General features: G+C 47.6%; 17 protein-coding genes, 9 tRNA genes and 3 rRNA genes. 2 read left to right on the forward strand and 27 right to left on the reverse strand.

Translation table 11 applies throughout. The features are described from left to right. Nucleotides 1-18 precede the first annotated feature (18 nt). Nucleotides 19-258 carry a post-transcriptional regulator gene (locus MKY87_RS09075; protein ID WP_036617497.1) on the reverse strand — a complete coding sequence of 80 codons (240 nt, stop codon included), beginning with the start codon at nt 256-258 and terminating at the stop codon, nt 19-21. Nucleotides 259-485: 227 nt separating this feature from the next. Between MKY87_RS09075 and spoVB the strand changes: the two genes are divergently transcribed. After that, nucleotides 486-2120: a stage V sporulation protein B gene (gene spoVB, locus MKY87_RS09080; protein WP_340964068.1), complete on the forward strand. Its 1635-nt coding sequence runs from the start codon at nt 486-488 to the stop codon at nt 2118-2120. Between the two features lie 3 nt (nt 2121-2123). On the opposite strand, the gene MKY87_RS09085 is transcribed toward spoVB, so the two are convergent. Continuing rightward, entirely contained in the window at nt 2124-2837 is a 714-nt protein-coding gene (locus MKY87_RS09085) for a YetF domain-containing protein (RefSeq protein WP_445259890.1), read from the reverse strand. Between the two features lie 228 nt (nt 2838-3065). Here MKY87_RS09085 and MKY87_RS09090 point away from each other — a divergent pair, with 228 nt between their 5' ends. Next, the gene (locus MKY87_RS09090; protein ID WP_340964071.1) at nt 3066-3458 is read left to right on the forward strand and encodes a TIGR04086 family membrane protein; all 393 of its coding nucleotides are present in this window, start codon (nt 3066-3068) and stop codon (nt 3456-3458) included. A 125-nt stretch (nt 3459-3583) separates the two neighbouring features. Here MKY87_RS09090 and yajC read toward each other — a convergent pair whose 3' ends face one another. The 25 genes from yajC to thrC form a co-directional block, all read right to left on the reverse strand. Next, nucleotides 3584-3898 carry a preprotein translocase subunit YajC gene (yajC, locus tag MKY87_RS09095; RefSeq protein WP_340964074.1) on the reverse strand — a complete coding sequence of 105 codons (315 nt, stop codon included), beginning with the start codon at nt 3896-3898 and terminating at the stop codon, nt 3584-3586. Between the two features lie 67 nt (nt 3899-3965). After that, on the reverse strand, nt 3966-5102 hold the full coding sequence (gene tgt / locus MKY87_RS09100) for a tRNA guanosine(34) transglycosylase Tgt (protein ID WP_036616872.1): 1137 nt from the start codon (nt 5100-5102) through the stop codon (nt 3966-3968). A gap of 35 nt (nt 5103-5137) precedes the next feature. After that, complete coding sequence (queA, locus tag MKY87_RS09105) at nt 5138-6166, reverse strand: tRNA preQ1(34) S-adenosylmethionine ribosyltransferase-isomerase QueA (RefSeq protein WP_340964077.1); 1029 nt, start codon at nt 6164-6166, stop codon at nt 5138-5140. Nucleotides 6167-6173: 7 nt separating this feature from the next. Further along, on the reverse strand, nt 6174-8261 hold the full coding sequence (locus MKY87_RS09110) for a SpoIID/LytB domain-containing protein (RefSeq protein ID WP_339789372.1): 2088 nt from the start codon (nt 8259-8261) through the stop codon (nt 6174-6176). Between the two features lie 92 nt (nt 8262-8353). Then, nucleotides 8354-9364: a Holliday junction branch migration DNA helicase RuvB gene (gene ruvB / locus MKY87_RS09115; RefSeq protein WP_091020485.1), complete on the reverse strand. Its 1011-nt coding sequence runs from the start codon at nt 9362-9364 to the stop codon at nt 8354-8356. A gap of 55 nt (nt 9365-9419) precedes the next feature. Beyond that, nucleotides 9420-10034 (reverse strand): Holliday junction branch migration protein RuvA, encoded by a 615-nt coding sequence (gene ruvA / locus MKY87_RS09120; protein WP_338588354.1) that lies wholly within the window; start codon nt 10032-10034, stop codon nt 9420-9422. Next, nucleotides 10031-10534 carry a crossover junction endodeoxyribonuclease RuvC gene (gene ruvC, locus MKY87_RS09125; protein WP_017686765.1) on the reverse strand — a complete coding sequence of 168 codons (504 nt, stop codon included), beginning with the start codon at nt 10532-10534 and terminating at the stop codon, nt 10031-10033. Before ruvC ends, ruvA begins: the two co-directional genes overlap by 4 nt. A 308-nt stretch (nt 10535-10842) precedes the next feature. Beyond that, nucleotides 10843-11535, reverse strand: a complete 693-nt coding sequence (locus tag MKY87_RS09130) for a BofC C-terminal domain-containing protein (RefSeq protein ID WP_340964082.1) — start codon at nt 11533-11535, stop codon at nt 10843-10845. Nucleotides 11536-11738: 203 nt separating this feature from the next. Further along, nucleotides 11739-11812, reverse strand: a tRNA-Pro gene (locus MKY87_RS09135). A gap of 7 nt (nt 11813-11819) precedes the next feature. Then, a tRNA-Leu gene (locus MKY87_RS09140) sits at nt 11820-11898 on the reverse strand. Between the two features lie 16 nt (nt 11899-11914). After that, nucleotides 11915-11991: transfer RNA gene (locus tag MKY87_RS09145), tRNA-Arg, on the reverse strand. 6 nt (nt 11992-11997) lie between these two features. Further along, nucleotides 11998-12072, reverse strand: a tRNA-Gly gene (locus MKY87_RS09150). Between the two features lie 25 nt (nt 12073-12097). Continuing rightward, nucleotides 12098-12175 (reverse strand) — tRNA-Asp (locus tag MKY87_RS09155). Between the two features lie 27 nt (nt 12176-12202). Beyond that, nucleotides 12203-12276 (reverse strand) — tRNA-Met (locus tag MKY87_RS09160). Nucleotides 12277-12293: 17 nt separating this feature from the next. Then, nucleotides 12294-12369, reverse strand: a tRNA-Val gene (locus MKY87_RS09165). A gap of 7 nt (nt 12370-12376) precedes the next feature. Then, nucleotides 12377-12448: transfer RNA gene (locus MKY87_RS09170), tRNA-Glu, on the reverse strand. Between the two features lie 4 nt (nt 12449-12452). Then, nucleotides 12453-12528 (reverse strand) — tRNA-Asn (locus tag MKY87_RS09175). 84 nt (nt 12529-12612) lie between these two features. Next, nucleotides 12613-12729: ribosomal RNA gene (gene rrf, locus MKY87_RS09180) — 5S ribosomal RNA — on the reverse strand. A gap of 75 nt (nt 12730-12804) precedes the next feature. Then, a 23S ribosomal RNA gene (locus MKY87_RS09185) occupies nt 12805-15730 on the reverse strand. 313 nt (nt 15731-16043) lie between these two features. Next, a 16S ribosomal RNA gene (locus tag MKY87_RS09190) occupies nt 16044-17596 on the reverse strand. Together the 16S, 23S and 5S rRNA genes with 9 tRNA genes alongside form the textbook arrangement of a ribosomal RNA operon. A gap of 545 nt (nt 17597-18141) precedes the next feature. Next, the gene (locus MKY87_RS09195; RefSeq protein WP_339789366.1) at nt 18142-19770 is read right to left on the reverse strand and encodes a LysM peptidoglycan-binding domain-containing protein; all 1629 of its coding nucleotides are present in this window, start codon (nt 19768-19770) and stop codon (nt 18142-18144) included. 195 nt (nt 19771-19965) lie between these two features. Further along, nucleotides 19966-20850, reverse strand: a complete 885-nt coding sequence (ilvE, locus tag MKY87_RS09200) for a branched-chain-amino-acid transaminase (RefSeq protein ID WP_017692630.1) — start codon at nt 20848-20850, stop codon at nt 19966-19968. Nucleotides 20851-21001: 151 nt separating this feature from the next. After that, nucleotides 21002-21874, reverse strand: coding sequence for a prephenate dehydratase (gene pheA, locus MKY87_RS09205; protein WP_339310536.1), 873 nt, complete (start codon nt 21872-21874; stop codon nt 21002-21004). Then, nucleotides 21871-22839: a homoserine kinase gene (gene thrB / locus MKY87_RS09210; RefSeq protein ID WP_340964085.1), complete on the reverse strand. Its 969-nt coding sequence runs from the start codon at nt 22837-22839 to the stop codon at nt 21871-21873. The genes pheA and thrB overlap by 4 nt, the downstream gene beginning before the upstream one ends. Beyond that, nucleotides 22836-23906: a threonine synthase gene (gene thrC, locus MKY87_RS09215; RefSeq protein ID WP_036605915.1), complete on the reverse strand. Its 1071-nt coding sequence runs from the start codon at nt 23904-23906 to the stop codon at nt 22836-22838. The genes thrB and thrC overlap by 4 nt, the downstream gene beginning before the upstream one ends. Nucleotides 23907-24015: the final 109 nt, after the last annotated feature.

Here is a 24015-nt window from a genome sequence, read left to right on the forward strand (position 1 = left end):
AAAAAAGATCCCTTTCGTCTAGAAAGAGGACCCCCGGTATGCAGACACGGTCATAAAGTTCATAAAGCTTGTTGCTTTCAGTGACAAAATGTCGTTCACCAGCTGGTGAAGCGGTGGAATGCCCTGTTTTTCATATTTATGACTGACGCAATTCCAGACATCTTTGCTGGTGACATATTCGTAACCGACAAGCCTTAATTCCTCCGCTTTGCTACGGCAGAGCATCTCTATTGACTGTTCCAACTCCACATCATTCATTTCTTCCAACGGGGAGCCTCCCTTCGTACATCCAAGCCTTTATGCGGCATCAATATTACATGATTCGACTTCGCTTGATCATATTCCTTCTTGCTGATTATGGTTCTTTTTGTTAATCGTGTCCAAGTTGTCATGAGAAGATAAAGGACTGGCATAGGATGAAGAACAACGGCTTTGTCCCGTTTATGTTGATAGCCTGTACTTTCAACCGGGAAAGAGGGGTAGTCTTGAAGAAACAGACATTTATCCAGGGGGCCATGATCCTGCTCGCGGCAGGCATAATTAATCGAATACTTGGTTTCATTCCGCGCATTGTGCTGCCACGAGTCATTGGTGCAGAAGGTGTTGGCATCTACCAATTGAGCTATCCCTTTTTTATCGTACTGGTGACATTAATTACGGGTGGTATTCCGCTCGCCGTAGCCAAGCTCGTAGCCGAAGCTGATACCGGTGCCAATCGTTATTCCCCCCAGCGAATCCTGCAAGTAAGCTTAAGCTTTACGTTGACCCTGGGTGTTGTATTCATGTTTTTGTGCATCCTGTTTGCACCCTGGGTTACCAAGTACGTGCTCACAGATGAGCGGGTGTACCATACGTTTGTTAGTATGAGCCCCATGATTGCCATTATCGCCGTATCAGCCGTCTACAGAGGGTATTTCCAAGGTAAGCAAAACATGATGCCTACTGCCATTTCATCCATTGTTGAAACCATCATTCGTATCGTCTGTGTCATTTGGTTTGCCTGGCTTCTTCTCCCCCACGGTATTGCCCAAGCTGCTGCTGGTGCCATGCTGGGCGCACTCGTTGGAGAATTCGGCGGTATGCTTGTACTCTTGTGGAAGTATAACAGGCAGAAGAAAGAGTTACCTCTAGCTAAGCAACAGAACATGTCCAATCTCACAACCAAACCTTCAGCCAAGCCTTTAAACCCAATACCTTCAGTTCTGAAAGAGACGGGTACTCCACAGCCCGGATTAATCCGGCGTTTGCTTGCAATCTCTATTCCTGTTACAGCAGGCCGATTGGTTGGCTCCTTATCCTATTTGGCCGAAACCATTGTTACTGCCCAAAGTCTGGCTCTGGCAGGCATATCCAAAGGGCTTGCTACAGCACAATATGGTGCATTACAAGGTATGATTATTCCTTTGCTGCTGCTGCCGGGTGCACTAACCTCATCGCTCGCGACATCACTTGTGCCTTCACTGTCCGAGGCTTCTGCTCAGGGGGATCGCGCACTGATTCACAAAAGAATGCATCAGGCCTTACGCTTGGCACTTGTGACAGGTGCTCCGTTTTCTGTGTTTATGTATGTGCTTGCCGAACCGATGTGTCTTGTTCTGTATAATGATGCATCGATTGGAAGCATGCTGAAGCTAATGGCTCCTTTTGCTTTGTTCATTTATATTCAAGCCCCTCTTCAAGCTGCATTACAAGCTCTTGACCGCCCAGGTAAAGCACTGCTGAATACATTTATCGGTGCTGTTATCAAAATCACGTTGATTTTAACGCTCGCTTCCAGGCCTGAATATGGCATCTTCGGTGCAGTCATCGCCATCTGTGTGAATTCTACGGTAGTTACCCTGTTACATGCCCAAAGCGTACGCAGTTTGTTACAGTTCCGCTTCAAAATGATGGATTGGGTCAAGACGGGAGCAGGAATGTTTATTATGGGAGCAGCGACCCTACTCGTGTACGAAGAGACTACGATGATGTTGCCCTTCTGGTTCCGGATGCTTCTCGCTCCTTTTGTCGGACTTATTGTGTATTTCATCGTTATGGGCTGGACCAAAATGATTGACTTTCATGATCTGTCCCGTGCCCCTTTGATCGGTTCATGGTTTAAGCGCCGGTCAGGCAAATGATTTTCATTTTTTATCATCTTTTGGACTGACATATATCTTCCCATTGTGGTCAATGGAGCATATAAATACATCTTTGAAATCCATAATTCCGTTCTGTTGAATTTGATTTTTCAGCCAAAATCTCGTTTTCTGGATGATCTCCAGATTTTGATCCTGGACCTTTCCGTCCATAATCAGAGGCAGCGGCAGACCTTCATATTTGATATTTGGAAATCCGTCAATCTGGTTTTTTCCCGTTTTGGATTTACCGGAAGAAGCCCCTTCTGAATCAGAGCCGGAAGAACTGCTGTCGTTAGAAGCATTCTCATCCTTGGGAAAAACGGTCAGCTTGCCTGTGGTCTCCAAGATAGCGAAATCAACCTCACCGATACTGTCTACATTCTGTTCACGGAGTTGTTGCAATAGATCATCCAGATTATATCGTTGCTTCCGCATCTCATCACGGTGAAGAACGCCTTTGGAGATCAAAACAGTAGGTTTGCCATCAATTATCAGGCGAAGACGCCGACTTTTAAGACCTATAAAGGCCATTCCGATCTGTACAATGATCAAGGTAAGCATGGGGGCAATCCCGTGAGAGAGCGGTTTATCAATATCTTCAATCACAAAAGCAGCCATTTCAGCAAGCATAATGGAGACAACAAGATCAAACATGGATAGCTTACCTATCTCACGTTTACCCATAACCCTCATTGCACAGTACACCAGAAAGTACATGAGAATGGTTCGAAAGATATGTGATCCGACATCTGGGAAGTTCACAACAGGGGTCCTCCTTCGAAGCTGAGTTTTTAACAATTAGCTGGGTAGTGCAATCCCTATTTTGACCTGAACCTTACATGCTCATGCAGAAATAATCCGTTCATTTAATGGAAAACAGTTCATAAGTCCGAAGGCTTGACCATACACTGTATTAACTTATAACTTGTACAAGGGGGTTGCTTCATGCAATTGATCCGCCGCTTGGTTTCGTTTCGAGTGTCCAATCCGATTCTGTCAGGCCTCTGTCAGGCTTTTGTATGGATGTTTATCGGGGCATTTATTCTCTCCTTGTTTCTCTGGATGAGCGGAATGCGGGAACAGGACCTCTCGTTGTATACCTATGTTGTTCATAGCTTGTCATTATTGGTTGGTGGTTTTGTCGCAGGCAAACGTTCTGGTGAAAAAGGATGGTACTACGGAGGGATTACCGGAATCGTATATGGACTCCTTGTGCTGTTGATCGGATTTCTCGCGCTGGATGCTTCGTTTAATTGGAAGGATAGTTTACAACTGCTTAGCGCGTTCTTCATTTCAGCTCTCGGTGGCATGTTCGGTGTTAATACGCATCGCTCCTGACTGACTGGTAAAGAACATCGACCTTCCCTCATAAACCAAAAAAGAGAACCGGGTCTCCAGGGAGATCCGGTTCTCTACTAGGGAATACGCCACAAACGCACCCTCGTTATTCTATGTTACAGTACCTATTCAACAGCCGTATCACGAGCTACAGCCGTGCTGATTGCATTACGGTCAAATGTAAGCTTAGTTACATCGTTTACACGCAATACAACCACATCGTCCGAAATCTCAGCGATCGTACCGTGAAGGCCACCAATCGTTACAATTTTATCGCCCTTTTTCAATTGGCTCAGCATCGAATTCCGTTGCTTTTGTTTTTTGTTCTGTGGACGAATCATCAAGAAGTAGAAAATTGCAACCATGAGTACCAAAGGTACAATCAAAGATACAATGCCTCCACCCGCTTGTGCTCCTGCTAGAGTCATTCCCTGAAACATTCAAACTCCCCCTTATCGACTATACATACAGATATTGCTTGTTACGCCAGTTTCCTCAAAAACTCAATCAGAAACCTTTGTCATTGTCATGAAGACCATATTGATCGAAAAATTCATCCCGGAAATCAAGCAAACGATCTTCCATAATGGCTTTACGTACATTACGCATCAAATTCTGCAAGAAATGAAGATTATGGATCGTTGTCAAACGCAGGCCAAATGTTTCATCTGCTTTGATCAAATGACGCAGATAAGCTCTGGAATAGTTGCGACAAGTGTAGCAATCACATTCAGGATCAAGTGGCCCAAAATCAGTTGCAAACTTGGCATTGCGAACTACCAGACGTCCTTGGCTGGTCATTGTTGTTCCGTTACGGGCAATCCGAGTTGGCAGAACACAGTCGAACATGTCCACTCCACGAATAGATCCCTCAATCAACGCATCGGGCGAACCTACCCCCATCAAATAACGTGGTTTATTGGATGGCAACAAAGGTAACGTGTAATCCAATACACCATACATCAAATGTTTCGGTTCTCCAACACTCAGTCCACCAATAGCATACCCCGGGAAATCCATGGAAGTCAAATCTGCGGCGCTCTGACGGCGAAGATCTTCATGCATGCCTCCCTGTACGATGGCAAACAGACCTTGGTCATGCGGACGAGCGTGACTTTCAAGACAACGTTCTGCCCAGCGGCTCGTTCTTTCGAGTGATTTTTTGACATATTCATATTCAGCCGGATACGGTGGGCATTCATCAAACGCCATCATAATATCGGACCCAAGTGCATTCTGGATTTCCATGGCCACTTCAGGTGAAAGGAACTTCTTGTCTCCATTCAAGTGGGAGCGGAAGTTAACGCCTTCTTCCGTAATTTTGCGCATCTCGCTAAGAGAAAACACTTGGAATCCACCGCTGTCCGTCAGGATTGGACGATCCCAGTTCATGAATTTGTGCAATCCGCCAGCTTCACGGATGATTTCATGTCCTGGTCTCAGAAACAGGTGATAGGTATTACTCAAAATAATCTGAGCATCCATTTCTTTCAACTCTTCAGGGCTCATTGTTTTGACAGTCGCCTGTGTACCTACAGGCATAAAGGTTGGTGTCTCAATAATACCGTGAGGTGTATGTACACGTCCCAGACGTGCACCGGATTGTTTGCAAGTTTTGATATGTTCATACGTAATTGCTGCCATTGGTTTTAATCATCCTCTAAAAGTTAATCGTTATTCTAATATATCAACATGGCATCGCCGAAGCTGAAGAACCGGTATTTCTCTTGGATGGCTTCCTCATATGCCTGCATAATATGTTCCCTGCCTGCTAGTGCACTAACCAACATAACCAACGTGGATTTCGGGAGATGAAAATTCGTAAGCATCCCATCAATTACTTTGAAGGAATAGCCTGGATAGATGAAAATGCTGGTCCATCCGCTGCTCGCTTGCAGTATTCCATTTTCAAATTTGCTGCCTACCGTTTCCAAAGTCCGGCAGCTCGTTGTCCCAACCGCAAAAACACGGTGTCCATTCTTTTTGGTCTGGTTAATCAGATCTGCCGTTTCTTGTGACAAGGAGTAATACTCCTCATGCATGACATGATCTTCAACAACGTCAACCGACATAGGTCTGAACGTTCCCAGTCCTACATGCAGCGTAATGAAGGCAACATTAACGCCCTTGGCACGAATTTGGTCCAGCAACTCATCCGTAAAATGTAATCCTGCTGTAGGTGCAGCCGCTGATCCTTCATGCTTGGCATACACGGTCTGATAACGTTCACGGTCATCCAATGTCTCTTTGATATAAGGTGGCAACGGCATCTCACCCAGACGGTCCAGAATCTCCTGAAAGATTCCATCATACGTAAACGTAAGTGTACGTGCCCCCATCTCGCCTTCTTCTTCAATGATTGCCTTCAGTTCATCGCCAAATACGATCACCGAACCGGCTTTCAGCTTTTTCCCCGGCTTAACCAGTGCTTCCCACTTGTCGCCTTCCACATTTTTGAGCAATAACACTTCCGCTTTTGCTCCGGTATCTTCCTTTGTACCGAACAGACGGGCTGGAAGAACACGTGTGTCATTCAGAATCAATGTATCGCCGGGATTCAGAAAATCGATAATATCGGGAAACGTTTGATGATTAATCTCACCACTATCTTTGTTCAAGGTGAGCAAACGGGATGCCGTGCGATCAAGCAACGGCGTCTGTGCTATCAATTGCTCTGGTAATTCAAAATCATATAAGTTCACATTCATTTTAGTTTCATTCCTTAACAATAGTCGCATTTTGATAATAGTGTTTCAATATTGCCTGGTAATCATACCCTTCATCTGCCATGCCTTTGGCTCCCCATTGGGACAAGCCCAATCCGTGGCCATTGCCCTGACCGATGAACATGTAGGTCTGACCCTGCGTTACCGCTCTGGCTTGACCATCACCACTCATAACTACAAGTGCATTACCGGATGACGTTCCTGTGCCAGAAGAAGACAATACAGAGGCACCATTTGAGCCGGTTTTACTGGCTGTTTTGCCGTCAGCGCCTAATACAGTATAACTTCCGGTCCCTGCAATATCAAATAAAGTGCTCGGTAATCCACCTAGTGCAGAGCGGTATGTATCGGCATATTTCACCGTCATAGCCTGTCCGTTGGCAGTGACTTCAAGTGCTCTTCCGGAAGGTCCACGCTTGGTCACTTCCAAGGTTGAGATGGAAGCAGGAACAGACGCTGTTGTTTTACCTTGAAGGGATTTAACCAACTGTGCAGACGTGAAAGGTCCTCTCACCCAAGCATAATCATTGGATTGAGCTACTTTTGCCAGTACAACAGCTTCGTTGCCTGGATTCATTTTAGCTACAGGTTCAACGGTGGATTGAATTAACGGAATGGCACGCACATTGGTATTCTGAGCTGTTACCGTCACTTTAGCCAGTCCTGCATTGGTCTTGGTCGTTAATTCTTTGATGTTATCCTCACGAATGTACCCACTAACGCCTGAGCTGAGCAGCACATGATACCACGTATGTAATCCTGCCTGGGCTGATGTATCCCCCGAGCTAACTACATTGGTGAACACACCTGCTCCACCGTTCCATACCTCAGAAGGATGAGCCGTCTGGCCGCCCGCATTGGAGGAGAATACAGCTTCGATGATTTTCCCACCGCTCTTGACCACTTCTCCAGCAGTTGCATCCACTGCGCTGGTTACTTTATCGTTCTCCGAACCAATCCCGTTATAGGCTTGGCTGAGCGTTGTATCCACAACATTTGCAATTTTGAAACGTTCACCCTGTTGAAGCGCGTAGGAACGAGCAGCTACAGCTTGAACTTTCAGAGCCTCAGCAGGCCAGGAGGAATACACCTCTGCCCCTACGACAGAGTACAGGTATTGTTCCAGCGGAACGACATTGACCAACGCCAGATCACCGCTCACGATGCTGATTTCCATATCTCCACGATACGTTCGCTGGGAACGTTCCACTACTTTGATACCATTGCTATTTCCTTGTACCAATGCTTTGGAATCAGTACCTGCAATGGTGTAATGCGGAGCTGTTTTGAGTGCATCCGTACTTAATCCTGCATCCTGGCGGATGATGAGTCCTGCACTATTGTTGACAGGTGAAAGGCTTACCCCTGGAGCTTTGGCTTCCACACTGTTCTTCAATGCAGTTAATTCCGCATCCGTTGAAGCTTCACCCACCCATACCGCATATGCTTGGCTTCCTCCACTCAGTTGAAGAACTGGATAGACACTACTAACTCCTGCTGATAAAAGGTTGGCTTGTGCTGCCTCTGCTTCCTGAATCGAACCATAGGTTCCAGCAGACAGGCGTTTACTTCCTGTTACAGCTGGCTTTTGACCAGCCAATTGAGCTGCCGCTACCTTTTGTACTCGTGTAACAGCTTGTCCTGCCAGTGCCTCCGTTGCATAGTTGCCTGTGTAGAGCTGGTAAATGGCATTTCCATTCACAGACGTTGTGAACAGCAACGGTTTATCTGCGGTTGCCTGCAACAATTTTGCTGCTGCAGATGCTGCCTTAAAGTCCGCTGTTTCCAACACCTTCACTCGGAATCCATCTGCACTGAAACGGACTTGTCCTGCCGGAAGGCTTACATTTGCGCCACTCTCCGATTGGATGCTCCATTGTCCCGTCGATTCAAGCGTAATGAGTGGTGTAGTTGATTTATACGTACTACCCAGATTTGCAAACATGGCTACCCGGATCGTCTGTCCATCATTTGCTGCTGCATACGCAGGCACTTGCAAACAACCCACTGTCAAAAGAGCTGCCGCCAGTACCTTCAATCGACGACTCCACTTCTTCGTTCGTATTGCTTTTCCCACAATCAGACTCCTCTCCATGCATTTCCTTCACTTTTATATCGGGTTAACACGTGATTATTTCAATGTTTATGGTGAATGTTCAATAGGCTCGATTATTTCCCGTCTCTTGGTGGAACAGGTAGACCCAAATGATGATAGGCGAGATCTGTTACGATCCTGCCCCTTGGTGTACGCTGAATCATACCAATCTGAAGCAGATACGGTTCATAGACATCCTCTATCGTCTGACTTTCTTCACCAATCGTAGCAGCAATGGTATCCAGCCCTACCGGGCCTCCCCGGAAGCTATTAATCATCGATTTGAGCATCTTGTGATCAATCTCATCGAGGCCACGCGGATCAATCTGGAGACGTTGCAGCGCTTCTTCCGCGAGTGTCTGCGTTATAATCCCATCACCACGCACCTGTGCAAAGTCGCGTACTCGTTTTAACAAACGGTTCGCGATCCTCGGTGTCCCACGTGAGCGCAATGCAATCTCTTGCGCAGCATCTCCCACAATCTCCACACCCAATATTTCGGTAGAGCGTGAGACGATATAAGCCAGCTCATCAACCGTATAGAATTCCAAGCGACTGATAACACCAAATCGGTCTCGAAGTGGAGCAGACAGCAAGCCAGCACGCGTTGTAGCCCCAATCAGAGTGAATGGCGGCAGATCCAGCCGAACAGAACGTGCACTTGGACCTTTACCAATCATAATATCCAATGCCGAATCTTCCATAGCGGGGTACATGACTTCTTCAACCGTACGATGCAAACGATGAATCTCATCAATAAACAGGACATCGCCTTCCTGCAGATTGGTTAACAATGCTGCAAGATCACCCGGGCGTTCAATGGCTGGGCCCGACGTAGTTCTTAGGTTAACGCCCAATTCGTTGGCAATAATGTTGGCAAGTGTTGTTTTACCCAGTCCAGGTGGGCCATATAACAAAACGTGATCCAATGCCTCATTACGAAATTTGGCAGCTTCAATATATATCTTTAAATTTTCCTTCACCTGATTCTGCCCGATATATTCATTCAGATACCGGGGACGAAGGCTCAACTCAACATTCTGGTCCTCCATCATCAGGTTCGCGGAAATAATCCGATCATCCATGTTCATCCCTACCTTTTTTTGCAGGCTACAGCTATATTATAATATGCAAATTGTATTATCCCGTAAACAGCATTTGCAGCGCCTTTTTCATTAACACATCAACGGAATCCGCTGTAGTAACATCCTTTTTCATTTTGAGCCATACTTTATCAAGCTCACTGTCAGTATACCCAAGTGCCTTGAGACCTTCACGTGCCTCATCCCAGGCTGAACCACTTCCCGACTCTTCCGATGGAGGAGCGAACAAACCCGTTGCATACGCTGCCGCGCCAAAACTATCCAGCTTATCCTTGAGATCCAGAATCATGCGTTGTGCAGTCTTCTTGCCGATGCCTGGCAATTTGGTCAAGAACGTAAGATTCTCCTGATAAATCGCCGTAACCACATGTTCTGGTGTACCTCCAGCGAGTATGCCCAGTGCCACTTTTGGACCGATACCGGATACTTCAATCAGTTTACGGAACAACCGTTGCTCATCCCGTGTAACAAATCCAAACAGCAACATCGCATCCTCACGCACATGATGGTGAGTGTACACGGTAATTTCGCCTTCTTGCTTGGCAAACACAAATGGATTCGGACAGAATACGCGATACCCTACACCATGAACATCCAGCACAATATAATCATTCTCTACATGAATGAACTGTCCTCTTAGAAAATCAATCATTTTCGCAATACCTCATTCAACTTGGAATTTAATGTATAAGAGTGTGCGTGGCACACGGCTACAGCCAATGCATCCGCTACGTCATCCGGTTTAGGAACGACCTGAAGACGCAAGAACATTTTGACCATCTCCTGTACTTGCTTCTTCTCCGCTTTACCGTACCCAACGACAGCCTGCTTGATCTGCATTGGTGTATACTCTGCAATAGGCAAACCCTTCTGTGCCGCAGCGAGTACCATGACTCCTCTAGCCTGACTGACTGACATCGCTGTTGTAACGTTCCGATTGAAAAAAAGTTTCTCCAGCGCTACTGCGTCCGGTTTGTATTTATCAATCAATTGCACCATACCTTCATATACATGAAGCAACCGTTCCTCTTCAGGCGTATGAGCTTCTGTCTGAATACATCCATATTGTACGGGTACTACCTTACTGCCGATTTTATCCACAAAACCAAAACCAACAATCGCAATCCCCGGGTCAATTCCCAAAAAACGCAAAACCATCTCTCCCTCACAAAAGCGAACATATGTATCGTTCATTTCATTATAACAAAAGATAGACCCTGCGGCAGGAAAAACTTTGTCTAACTGATTACTCGTCTTTATTCGTGAATTTTTTACAGGTTTATACGTAGTTTCATGTATTTCAATTCAAACGACAAAAAGGACATCTCTTCGATGTCCTTCACCACATTCCACGTATTTTAGATTCTATCGCTTGGTTACGTAAACCACCAATGTTATTGCTATTGCCACCATCGTTTCAGTACTTCACAATCTTAATACTGTAGGTGAGTACGTTTGGATTAACCGCCATTGCGGATTAAATGATGATCTTCATCCACGGCATAGTCACTGAACGTAGAGATCACGCTATCATATTCATCCTTGTCCTGAATCCGAATACCCTGCTGCAATTGCTCCAACACCCCTTCAGGCAAAGAACTTTCCAACGTCCCAACATCCAATTGAAAGAACGTACGAATAACCTTCTCTTCTCCAGGCTTACCCTCGTACAAATTAAGGTTCCCTACAGCATCTATGCTGATATAAGCCTGCTGTTTACAAAGCGGTGAAAGGTCATCTACACGTTGCTTCAAATGTAACTCATCTGATGTTCCAACGGTAGCATCCCATTCCGGATGTTGAGCCAGAAGCATCTTCAACTGCGGTCTAGCCATCTTGCCTAACTGCTCTGTCTCCACTCCGCAGATGTACTGTGTTTCCAAAACCACACTTGTTAAATGATCCGGATCAGAATCAAGTTGCTCTACTAACGCCTGAATCTCCTGTTCAGATCTTGTTTCCTGCGTAACAGGGCCCATCACACTCGTTGCCTCACTAAAATTAGTTGTCAGCAAACGCTCTATCGCCGATGAGATAGACAACCCGCTGTAAGCCAATATCGTAACTGCAAGCAGAGCCGCCGTCATCCATACTGTTCGTTTCCACCGTCTCCAGCGTCTCTTGAATTGTTTTCTGAAGTTAAACGTGTTCACATGAACCCCTTCTATCACTTTTTAAACCTATTGTGACCTAAAGATTGAGGCTTTATGCACAACTAACTTGTTGTCTGAAGAAGGAACACGCATGTGTTAGCTTAAAGAATTTGTCATAGTTAATATCGAACCTGCATTTATAGAATCTTATATAGATAAATATAAAAAAAACACTATCTAATTATAGATAGTGTTTTTAGAGATCGGGATGACACGATTTGAACATGCGACCCCCTGGTCCCAAACCAGGTGCTCTACCAAGCTGAGCTACATCCCGTTATATATACCGGCGAGAGGACTCGAACCTCCACGGTTTCCCACTCGATTTTGAGTCGAGCGCGTCTGCCATTCCGCCACGCCGGCAAATTTGAAGTTATAATGGCGCGCCCTGAGAGATTCGAACTCCCGGCCTTTTGATTCGTAGTCAAACGCTCTATCCAGCTGAGCTAAGGGCGCAAATAATGGAGCGGAAGACGGGAATCGAACCCGCGACCCTCGCCTTGGCAAGGCGATGCTCTACCGCTGAGCCACTTCCGCATACGGTATTAAATTAATATAAAAATGGCGGAACCGACGGGATTCGAACCCGCGATCTCCTGCGTGACAGGCAGGCATGTTAGGCCAACTACACCACGGTTCCAGATCACTTTCTCAAAGGAAAGTATAATTGCGGGGGCAGGATTTGAACCTGCGGCCTTCGGGTTATGAGCCCGACGAGCTACCGGGCTGCTCCACCCCGCGTCGTTATAAAGTTTATATGGTGGAGGCTGAGGGGATCGAACCCCCGACCCTCTGCTTGTAAGGCAGATGCTCTCCCAGCTGAGCTAAGCCTCCATCTATATGACCCGTAGGGGATTCGAACCCCTGTTACCTCCGTGAAAGGGAGGTGTCTTAACCCCTTGACCAACGGGCCTTACTGGCTCCCCGAACAGGGCTCGAACCTGTGACAACTCGATTAACAGTCGAGTGCTCTACCAACTGAGCTATCAGGGAATAATATGCATTTGCAGGGCAAATGCAATTCATCGTACCACATCAACATGCAGAGCCTGTTTTCTATGTATGATGAAAGAGTTCGCTTGGCGGCGTCCTACTCTCCCAGGACCCTGCGGTCCAAGTACCATCGGCGCTAGAGGGCTTAACGGTCGTGTTCGGGATGGGTACGTGTGGAACCCCTCCGCCATCGCCACCAAACGCGTAGCTTACATTTCAGAGATCGTTCTCTGAAAACTAGATTCGAAACGAAACATGCGAATTACAACTTGCTATTTGGATAAGCCCTCGACCGATTAGTACTGGTCAGCTCCATGCATTGCTGCACTTCCACCCCCAGCCTATCTACCTCGTCGTCTTCAAGGGGTCTTACATACTGGGAAATCTCATCTTGAGGGGGGCTTCACGCTTAGATGCTTTCAGCGTTTATCCCGTCCGTACATAGCTACCCAGCGGTGCTCCTGGCGGAACAACTGGTACACCAGCGGTACGTCCATCCCGGTCCTCTCGTACTAAGGACAGCTCCTCTCAAATTTCCTACGCCCACGACAGATAGGGACCGAACTGTCTCACGACGTTCTGAACCCAGCTCGCGTACCGCTTTAATGGGCGAACAGCCCAACCCTTGGGACCTACTTCAGCCCCAGGATGCGATGAGCCGACATCGAGGTGCCAAACCTCCCCGTCGATGTGGACTCTTGGGGGAGATAAGCCTGTTATCCCCAGGGTAGCTTTTATCCGTTGAGCGATGGCCCTTCCATGCGGTACCACCGGATCACTAAGCCCGACTTTCGTCCCTGCTCGACTTGTAGGTCTCGCAGTCAAGCTCCCTTATGCCTTTGCACTCTTCGAATGATTTCCAACCATTCTGAGGGAACCTTTGGGCGCCTCCGTTACTCTTTAGGAGGCGACCGCCCCAGTCAAACTGCCCACCTGACACTGTCCCCGCACCGGATTACGGTACCAGGTTAGAACCTAGATACGATCAGGGTGGTATCCCAACGTTGCCTCCACGCAAGCTGGCGCTCACGCTTCAAAGGCTCCCACCTATCCTGTACAGATCGTACCCAAATTCAATATCAAGCTGCAGTAAAGCTCCATGGGGTCTTTCCGTCTTGTCGCGGGTAACCTGCATCTTCACAGGTATTAAAATTTCACCGGATCTCTCGTTGAGACAGCGCCCAAGTCGTTACGCCATTCGTGCGGGTCAGAATTTACCTGACAAGGAATTTCGCTACCTTAGGACCGTTATAGTTACGGCCGCCGTTTACTGGGGCTTCGGTTCACAGCTTCGGATTGCTCCTAACCACTCCCCTTAACCTTCCAGCACCGGGCAGGCGTCAGCCCGTATACTTCGCCTTACGGCTTCGCACAGACCTGTGTTTTTGCTAAACAGTCGCTTGGGCCTTTTCACTGCGGCCCCCTCGTGCTATTCACACTACCGGGGCACCCCTTCTCCCGAAGTTACGGGGTCATTTTGCCGAGTTCCTTAACGAGAGTTCTTCCGCGCGCCTTAGAATACTCTTCTCGCCTACCTGTGTCGGTTTGCGGTACGGGCACCTTCACCTGGCTAGAGGCTTTTCTTGGCAGTGTGAGATCATGACCTTCGCTACTATAATTTTCGCTCCCCATCACAGCTCAGCCTTACAATGTGCGGATTTGCCTACACATCAGCCTTACTGCTTAGACGGACATCCATCAGTCCGCGTCACTACCCTACTGCGTCCCCCCATTGCTCATAACGGCTTACGGTGGTACAGGAATTTCGACCTGTTGTCCTTCGACTACGCCTTTCGGCCTCGCCTTAGGTCCCGACTTACCCTGAGCGGACGAGCCTTCCTCAGGAACCCTTAGGCTTTCGGCGGATCAGATTCTCACTGATCTTTTCGTTACTCATACCGGCATTCTCACTTGTATAATGTCCAGCGCTCCTTACGGTACACCTTCAACCCTTATACAACGCTCCCCTACCCCTGATGCAAAGCATCAAGCCATAGCTTCGGTGGTGTGTTTAGCCCCGTTACATTTTCGGCGCAGAGTCACTCGACCAGTGAGCTATTACGCACTCTTTCAATGGTGGCTGCTTCTAAGCCAACATCCTGGTTGTCTGTGCAACTCCACATCCTTTCCCACTTAACACACACTTGGGGACCTTAGCTGATGGTCTGGGCTGTTTCCCTTTTGACAATGGATCTTAGCACTCACTGTCTGACTCCCGGAAGTAAGTCTATGGCATTCGGAGTTTGACTGAGCTTGGTAACCCTTGCGGGCCCCGCACCCAATCAGTGCTCTACCTCCACGACTCTGTTTTCCGAGGCTAGCCCTAAAGCTATTTCGGGGAGAACCAGCTATCTCCGAGTTCGATTGGAATTTCTCCGCTACCCCCACCTCATCCCCGCATTTTTCAACATGCGTGGGTTCGGGCCTCCAGTGCGTGTTACCGCACCTTCACCCTGGACAGGGGTAGATCACCCGGTTTCGGGTCTACGTCCACGTACTAAGTCGCCCTATTCAGACTCGCTTTCGCTGCGGCTCCGGCTCTTCACCTTAACCTTGCACGGGAACGTAACTCGCCGGTTCATTCTACAAAAGGCACGCCATCACCCCTAAAACGGGCTCTGACTTTTTGTAAGCACACGGTTTCAGGTTCTATTTCACTCCCCTTCCGGGGTGCTTTTCACCTTTCCCTCACGGTACTGCTTCACTATCGGTCGCTAGGAAGTATTTAGCCTTGGCAGATGGTCCTGCCGGATTCATACGGGGTTTCACGTGCCCCGCACTACTCGGGATCCGTCTCGGAGGGAACAGACTTTCAACTACAGGGCTTTTACCTTCTTTGGCGGGCCTTTCCAGACCTCTTCGCTTAACCGGTTCCTTTGTAACTCCATGTGAGACGTCCCACAACCCCAAAGAGCAAGCTCTCTGGTTTGGGCTTCTCCGCGTTCGCTCGCCGCTACTGACGGAATCACTATTGTTTTCTCTTCCTCAGGGTACTTAGATGTTTCAGTTCCCCTGGTATGCCTCACACTAACCTATGTATTCAGTTAGGTGTAACTGGAAATTACCCCAGCTGGGTTTCCCCATTCGGACACCCCCGGATCAAAGCTTGCTTACAGCTCCCCGAGGCAGTTTCGTTGTTCGCCACGTCCTTCATCGGCTCCTAGCGCCTAGGCATCCTCCGTGTGCTCTTAGTAGCTTAACCATTTTGTTCCGGTTTCGGTCGCTCGCTTCCCTTGGTTTGCTTGCGCAAAGCCAAAAGTCGCTCTCACCCGATACCATCACAAAAGCAATTTGACTACCGTTTTTATTGAAACTTGTTTAACACAAGTTCAGCTAAAAAGGAATGTTCTAATTCGCGTTTGTTTCGTTTCGATATCTAGTTTTCAAAGAACAAGCTCCATGCAAAAGCAAGCTGTTTGAGAGTTTGAGCTCTCAAAACTGAGCAACGAGTGAGTAGTTTGTGCAGCTAAGCTGCGTATTTGAATGTTTCCGTTGCAGGAAACGATTCTCCATAGAAAGGAGGTGATCCAGCCGCACCTTCCGATACGGCTACCTTGTTACGACTTCACCCCAATCATCTATCCCACCTTCGGCGGCTGGCTCCTTGCGGTTACCCCACCGACTTCGGGTGTTATAAACTCTCGTGGTGTGACGGGCGGTGTGTACAAGACCCGGGAACGTATTCACCGCGGCATGCTGATCCGCGATTACTAGCAATTCCGACTTCATGCAGGCGAGTTGCAGCCTGCAATCCGAACTGAGACCGGCTTTGTTGGGATTGGCTCCATCTCGCGATTTCGCAGCCCGTTGTACCGGCCATTGTAGTACGTGTGTAGCCCAGGTCATAAGGGGCATGATGATTTGACGTCATCCCCACCTTCCTCCGGTTTGTCACCGGCAGTCTATCTAGAGTGCCCACCCGAAGTGCTGGCAACTAAATATAAGGGTTGCGCTCGTTGCGGGACTTAACCCAACATCTCACGACACGAGCTGACGACAACCATGCACCACCTGTCTTGAATGTTCCGAAGAAAAGGTACATCTCTGCACCGGTCATTCAGATGTCAAGACCTGGTAAGGTTCTTCGCGTTGCTTCGAATTAAACCACATACTCCACTGCTTGTGCGGGTCCCCGTCAATTCCTTTGAGTTTCAGTCTTGCGACCGTACTCCCCAGGCGGAGTGCTTAATGTGTTAACTTCGGCACCAAGGGTATCGAAACCCCTAACACCTAGCACTCATCGTTTACGGCGTGGACTACCAGGGTATCTAATCCTGTTTGCTCCCCACGCTTTCGCGCCTCAGCGTCAGTTACAGCCCAGAGAGTCGCCTTCGCCACTGGTGTTCCTCCACATATCTACGCATTTCACCGCTACACGTGGAATTCCACTCTCCTCTTCTGCACTCAAGTCACCCAGTTTCCAGTGCGATCCGGGGTTGAGCCCCGGGATTAAACACCAGACTTAAATGACCGCCTGCGCGCGCTTTACGCCCAATAATTCCGGACAACGCTTGCCCCCTACGTATTACCGCGGCTGCTGGCACGTAGTTAGCCGGGGCTTTCTTCTCAGGTACCGTCACCTTGAGAGCAGTTACTCTCCCAAGCGTTCTTCCCTGGCAACAGAGCTTTACGATCCGAAAACCTTCATCACTCACGCGGCATTGCTCCGTCAGGCTTTCGCCCATTGCGGAAGATTCCCTACTGCTGCCTCCCGTAGGAGTCTGGGCCGTGTCTCAGTCCCAGTGTGGCCGATCACCCTCTCAGGTCGGCTACGCATCGTCGCCTTGGTGAGCCGTTACCCCACCAACTAGCTAATGCGCCGCAGGCCCATCCCCAAGTGACAGATTGCTCCGTCTTTCCAGTTTCCTTCAGGCGAAGAAAACAATTATTCGGTATTAGCTACCGTTTCCGGTAGTTGTCCCAAACTTGAGGGCAGGTTGCCTACGTGTTACTCACCCGTCCGCCGCTAACCATCAGAGAAGCAAGCTTCTCATCAAGTCCGCTCGACTTGCATGTATTAGGCATGCCGCCAGCGTTCGTCCTGAGCCAGGATCAAACTCTCCAATAAAGTATTGAAAAGAGCGATAAGCTCATTTTGAATCTGACGAGATTAAAAATCTCATTTGTGCTCCAGTCGATTCAAGCCAAGGCTCGTCTCAACTTTCGCGTTCATTCTGCAAGCAGAATGTTTACTCACTCGTTGTTCAGTTTTCAAAGATCAAACTTGTTTCGTTATTTATTGTGTTTCCCGTGTCAGCCGTGTGTTTCAGCGGCGACTTAAATAATATATCATACGGCTGAATGTAATGCAACAGTTTTTTTCATTTCTTTTCTTTAGTAGTTTTACATTAGCTAAAGTTATCATATCCGTTCCCTATCTTGTCCTATCATATTAGGTCATGCTCATAGGGTACAAATATTTTAACACATTTATGAAAGGGTTTACAATAACTTCTTAATAAAATACTTTCTATCATTTCCTGAGCAACTATATCTCCGTTGTGTGCAACTCAATGTTCACTCAGGTAAGCGGGAAGCCAGCTCTCTATTGCAGAGCTGGCTTCCCGCTTATATAACAGGTACCTCACTTATTCATCAATCGCAATCCTCAGGTTAGTTCTGTATCCATGGATTACGACGCTTTTTATCGGATTTCCGTTGGTTGGAAGTAGCCGCACCCTCTCTGGATGTTTTCCCGGACACGGATACCTTGGATTTATTCTTCAGAGGAGCCTTGCTTGTTCTGCGTTTTCCAGCTGCCGGCTTATTCCCCGCTTGCTTGGACTTCCCTTCCGAGTCTGATCCTACCTCTTCAATTGCTACCTGGCTTAAGTTAGCGTCTTCACGCCCCCCTTTTTTACCACCCTGGCCTTGCCCTTGAGGAGGATACATTTCACCAAATGCTCCAAGCGGGGACGGCGGAACCATGTTCTGAGTAGGGTACGGATTCTGATAAGCGTACTCTATTGGCTGGTTTGGCATTGTTGATGTGGACATTTCAGGCGGCATACCGTACGAAGGACCATACATATTCCAAGCCGGATCCTGATAGCCATGAGAAGGATAAGTATACTGAGGCATATGTGTATGTGAGCCACATCCGCATGGAGGGTACGGAAGCATTGAGTATGGAGATATGAACGGCGGCTGATGATTCATATGACTAGGCGCCACATACGTCGGGAATGGACTATTCACTTCGCTAGCTGGCGCAATCGGAAATGAGTTATTTTGCATGTCTGCGGACAGATTCGGCATAACGTTATTGTGGTTATAACCCTGCTCTGCGCCAGTCCACGGACTGTTAGGCAGATCAGTGCCACTATAAGGACTAACTTCCGAAATCCCTGGAAACGACGCATTGTTACTCGCTCCTGCCGTGTACATGTCTTGCTGAGCACCATACACCTCTTGTACAGGAACCGGGATTTGAACATAAGGGTGCTCGGCTGGCGCATGATGCAACTTATTACCACAACCACAAGGCTTTTTCGTTGCTGGTGCAACCTCAGTTGGAGACTTTGTATTAGGCATTACAGGCAAAGGCATAATTTCAGGCGAAAGATTAGGCATTGTGTATTTCTTGGATTCTGCTACCGGTTTTACATGAACTTCGGGTTTAACCTCTTCTTTTTTGTACGTTTCCTTTTCAGGTTTCACTTCAGGAAGCTCCGGTAACTGCGGCAGTACCTCCAGTTCAGGCTTCACATTCGGCTTCTCCGTATTGGCTGGTGGTGGAGCAGGCACAGGGACTGGAACAGGAACCTCTGCTACCGGAGCAGGAGGAGTTGGCATAACTGGCGCCGGTGGTTCCGGTTCTTTGACTCCCGTGTATTCCTTACCTTCAGGTGACAACTTTTCATGAGCAGCAATGTTGCCGGCACCCGAATTAGATGTGCTGTTTCCTTGTGCGTGCATAGATGGAATATAAACTGTCTCCCCCACCAGCAGAGCGTTCGGATTTTTCAACTGTGGATTGGCATTGATCATATCTTTTAAAGGAACTCCCCAGGCTTGTGCCAACTTCCATAACGAATCTCCTTGCTGCACCTTGTGACTGTGGAGCACACCCTCCGGCTTCGGTGTTACTGGTTCTGCAGGGATTTTGATCTTCATGCCAATATCCAACTTGTCGGGATTTGTGATTTGCGGATTAGCCGCGATCAATTTGTCCAGCGCTACATTGTATTTTTGGGACAGCAGATATAATGTGTCGCCTTTTTTCACCATGTGTATTTTCACAGGGAACTAACCTCCTAGACGTCATACTTGGGCAGTACATTCGCCCATACCGTTACTACATCCTATGCAGAAACCGGGCTAATGACATCAACTAAACAAAAAAAATCCTCCTGTCTCTAAAATCCCCATACACCAGGTATGCAGAATTTTATCGGACAAGGAGGATTCCTGTTCCCTATGTTATGCAATTCTAACTTAAGATTCCCACACTTTATATCCATCTTTGTCAACAATCTGACGGAATGCTTCCAGCAGTCTCAGCGTTACTGGACCTGCTACTCCCGTGCCAATTGTTCTTCCATCCACTTCATATGCAGCGATAACTTCCGCAGCTGTCCCGGTGAAAAAGACTTCGTCTGCGATATACACATCATGCAGGGTGAATGGCACTTCTTTCAACTCAAGCTCCAGTTCGCCACATAGATCGATAATGGCTTGACGTGTAATCCCTTCAAGTGCTCCGAGATAACAAGGCGGCGTATACACTACACCATTTTTGATGATGAAGATGTTATCACTTGAACCCTCAGTTACGTAACCTTGGGAGTTCAGCATAATTGCTTCACCAGCACCTGAATAGTTAGACTGGATTTTAACCAGGATGTTATTCAGATAGTTCAACGATTTAATTTTTGGATTCAATGCGTCCGGAATGTTCCGGCGTTGGGATACGGACACGGCTTTCAATCCAGTAAGATACGCTTCCTCCGGATAGATCGCCAATTGCTCCACGATAATAATTACGGATGCCTTAGGGCAACGTAACGGGTCCAACCCCAGGTTACCAGGGCCACGCGATACAATAAGACGAATATAACCATTACGCATATCATTGCGGCGCACCGTTTCAGCCATGACTTCCAGCATCTCATCAATGGACAGCGGGATGTTCAAACTGATGGATTTCGCCGAATCATACAAACGATCCAAGTGGGCCTTACATCTGAAAATATTTCCGTTATAGATCCGAATACCTTCGAAAATCCCGTCTCCATACAAAAATCCATGATCATATACCGAAACGGTTGCGTTCTCTTTGGTCACATACTGACCATCCAAATAGATCCATTGTTCTGCCACCGATGACTGCACCTCCATAAAATATCCATTAACTGTACTCCGAAACGTTTATTAACCCGTCCATTGTACACCAAAATGACAAGCCCTTACTTGTTCACTCTACCCAGAATTATGACAACCTTCTAACAATCACAACCAGCATAAAGGTCGATTACCTCGAAGGATATGTATAACAAGGATAGCTACCAAGAACGCGCACCTGACAATTCAATGCCTCAATCTCCCCCATGGCTGCGGTGAGCAATACCGAATCCACCGTTTCCACAACGTCAATGTAGAAATAGTAACTGCCCAATTGTTTCTTCGTTGGACGAGATTCAAGTCGGGTCAAATTCAGCTTCCGCCAGGCAAATGCCGACAATACCTGATGCAACGCACCCGGTGCATCTTCTGGCAACGTCACCAGCAAGCTGGTTTTCACATGATCCGGTTCACGTGGAATGTTCACAGGTTCATGGCCGATGAGCACAAAACGGGTATAGTTGTTGTCATGATCTGTAACCCGTTCAGCCATAATGTCCAGACCATGCTTCTGAGCAGCAAGCTTGGTACCGATGGCTACCCAGCCCTTACCCGGATTTTTTTTCACAATTTCTACAGCTTCGGCTGTACTGTTCACACCTTCAAGGTTTGCCCCAGGCGAATGCAGCCGAATAAAATTCTGACACTGCGGAATAGCCACAGGATGAGACATGATCTTGGTAATTTTACTAAAATCATACTCGCCGCTCTCCGTCTTAAATTCCGAGCCATGTCCAATGACATTTTGGATGGATGGGTATACCCACTCCGCTTGCATTGGAATGTCGACTTCATTCACAAGCCAGTCCATATGCAGACTAACGGAACCCTCAATGGTATTTTCAATCGGAATGACACTGTATTGTGTAGTCCCGCTATCCGTTGCTCTAAACACGTCCGAAATCAGCTTGGAATGAAGCAAATCTAATGGTTCTCCGTTGAAAAGGAAATCAATTGCCTCATGAGAGACTGAGCCTTCAGGTAATACTGCAATTCGTTTCATGCATTAACTTCCCCTTTGATTCTGTCCAGAAAAGGACGTTTGTCTTGATCAGGCAGCACGGTTACACCGTCCAAATCCGGATCGAGCCACAGTGCAGAAGCAGATATGCCCTCCCGCTCCATAGTGTCCAGCAAATATTGTTCCAATCCCGCTTTCCGGGTGTCATGACGATCTACCAAAGTCAATACAGTCGGTCCAGCTCCGCTCAGGGCAGCTCCCAACGCTCCATGATCGACAGCATGTTCCAATATCTCAGCCATGCCTGGCACCAATGATGCCCGATATGGTTGGTGAATTCGATCTGACATCGCCTTCTGAATCATATCCAGTCGTCCACTCGCCAAAGCGGCAACGAGCAGTGAGGATCTGCTAATGTTATGCACCACATCAGACATGCCAAATTGCTCTGGAATGACATTCCTTGCTTTTGAAGTAGACAGCTGGAATTCAGGTACAATAACCAAAGCCTGCAGATCCTGGTGTGGTTCAATACGTATATGATCTACCTGTTGACCATTCCATGCAGCCGTAATAATACCGCCATACAGAGATGCTCCCACATTATCAGGATGCTTCTCAAGGGATGTGGCCATATCCAGAAGCTTCGCATCGGATAAAGGAGCACCAATTAATGCATTCGCTGCTGCCAATGCACCAACGATGGCCGATGCACTACTCCCGAGCCCCCGCGTAAGCGGAATATCGGAATACATGGAAATCTCCAATTCAGGTACGGACACACCAGCTTCATCGAATACCATCTGGGCCACTTCGTAAATCAAATTCGATTTGTCTGTAGGCAGGCCTGTCAAATGATTGCCGTGAAGATGAAATGTCGTCTGCTCGGCAGGTTTCATTTCCAACCAGGCGTACAAAGACAATGCCATGCCCAGGGTGTCAAACCCCGGACCGAGATTGGCTGTGCTTGCAGGTATTTTTACGGTTACCTTTTCACGCAAACTCATACAGATTGCTGCTCCAGTTGTGCAATAGCGGCCATTACTGCTTCTTCCGTATCTTCAACAACAAGTGGCTCAGTCGCTACTGTTTTGATCGCAATATTAGGATCTTTCAGGCCATTACCTGTCAGTACACAAACTACAGTCTCTCCGCCTTTAAAGTACCCTTCACTCTTCAGTTTGTATACACCGGCAAGGGAAGCCGCAGAAGCAGGTTCAGCAAAAATTCCTTCACGAGAAGCAAGTGTGCGATACGCTGTCAGGATTTGTTCATCCGTTACATAGTTGATCTGTCCACCAGATTCCTCAGCTGCAGCTACTGCCGTTTTCCAGCTCGCCGGATTACCGATTCGAATTGCTGTTGCTACCGTTTCAGGTTCAAGGATCGGCTCACCTTTGACAATGGCCATCGCACCTTCTGCTTCGAAACCAACCATACGTGGAAGCGTGTTGGATTTACCTGCCTCTTTATATTCCTTGAAACCTTTCCAGTAAGCCGAGATATTTCCCGCATTACCGACTGGAATAGCCAGAACGTCAGGCGCTTCGCCAAGTTGTTCAATTACTTCAAACGCTGCTGTCTTCTGTCCTTCAATCCGGAACGGATTCACAGAGTTTACAAGCGTGATCGGATGTTTGGCTGTGATCTCACGCACAATCTCCAGTGCACGGTCAAAGTTACCATTGATCGCAATCACCTTAGCTCCATAGATCATGGCTTGGGCCAGTTTACCCAGTGCAATGTTGTTATTCGGAATCAGTACGATACAATTGAGACCACCACGTGCGGCGTAGGCAGCTGCAGCTGCTGACGTATTACCTGTGGATGCACACATGATCGTACGACTGCCCTCTTCCATAGCTTTGGCAACAGCCATAACCATACCGCGGTCTTTGAAAGATCCCGTAGGGTTCAAACCTTCGTATTTGAAGTAAACATTCAATCCGAGTTCCTCAGACAGATTCTCTGCATGAATCAACGGTGTATTTCCTTCCTGAAGCGTAAGCAGGGGTGTATTTTCATTAACTGGAAGGTGCTCTCTGTACGTTTGCAAAAGTCCTTGATATCTCATTGTGGGTAAACTCCTTTATGTTTTAATAATCTGAAATGATGACCTGTTGAACCGGATATGATTAACTTGTACGTTATAACTGAAATAATTGAGATGCCGTATGGGATAC

The sequence above is a fragment of the Paenibacillus sp. FSL R7-0198 genome (assembly GCF_038000415.1).
Classification (GTDB): domain Bacteria; phylum Bacillota; class Bacilli; order Paenibacillales; family Paenibacillaceae; genus Paenibacillus.